The organism is Gluconacetobacter takamatsuzukensis, from assembly GCF_014174275.1.
GTDB classification, from domain to species: domain Bacteria; phylum Pseudomonadota; class Alphaproteobacteria; order Acetobacterales; family Acetobacteraceae; genus Gluconacetobacter; species Gluconacetobacter takamatsuzukensis.
This window is the reverse complement of sequence record NZ_JABEQK010000032.1, coordinates 1-654: the sequence shown is the minus strand read 5'-3', so window position 1 is coordinate 654 and position 654 is coordinate 1. Positions and strand designations below refer to the sequence as shown.

The window sequence follows — 654 nt, the reverse complement described above, 5'->3', positions numbered from 1 at the left end:
GATGAAGGGCATCCTGCTGGCCGGCGGATCGGGCACCCGGCTGCACCCCATGACGCTGGCCACCAGCAAGCAGTTGCTGCCGGTCTACGACAAGCCGATGATCTACTACCCGCTGTCGACGCTGATGCTGGCCGGCATCCGCGACATCATGATCATCTCCACCCCCGACGACCTGCCGCAGTTCCGCCGCCTGCTGGGCGATGGTTCGGAATATGGCGTGCGCTTCGACTATCGCGTCCAGCCCAGCCCCGACGGCATCGCCCAGGCTTTCCTGATCGCCGAGGACTGGCTGGCCGGCGCCCCCTGCGCCCTGGCACTGGGCGACAACCTGATCTTCGCCGACCATCTCAGTGTTCTTCTGCAAGGGGCCGCGAAGCGCGACAGCGGGGCGACGGTCTTCGCCTACCAGGTGCGCGACCCCGAGCGGTACGGCGTGGTCACCTTCGATGCCGAGGGCCGCGCCAGCACACTGGTCGAAAAGCCCACCCGGCCGGACTCGCACTGGGCAGTCACGGGCCTGTATTTCTACGATGCCCGCGTCAGCCAGTTCGCCCGCCAGATCCGCCCCTCGCCCCGGGGCGAGTTGGAGATCACGGACCTGAACCGGATCTATCTCGAGGAAGGCTCGCTCCAGGTCGAAAGACTGGGCCGGGG

General features: G+C 67.3%; 1 protein-coding gene. It reads left to right on the top strand.

Annotated features, from left to right (window positions below; all coding sequences use genetic code 11):
* Nucleotide 1: 1 nt before the first annotated feature.
* On the top strand, nt 2–654 hold a 653-nt coding region (gene rfbA / locus HLH27_RS16895), incomplete at its 3' end, for a glucose-1-phosphate thymidylyltransferase RfbA (RefSeq protein WP_182951286.1).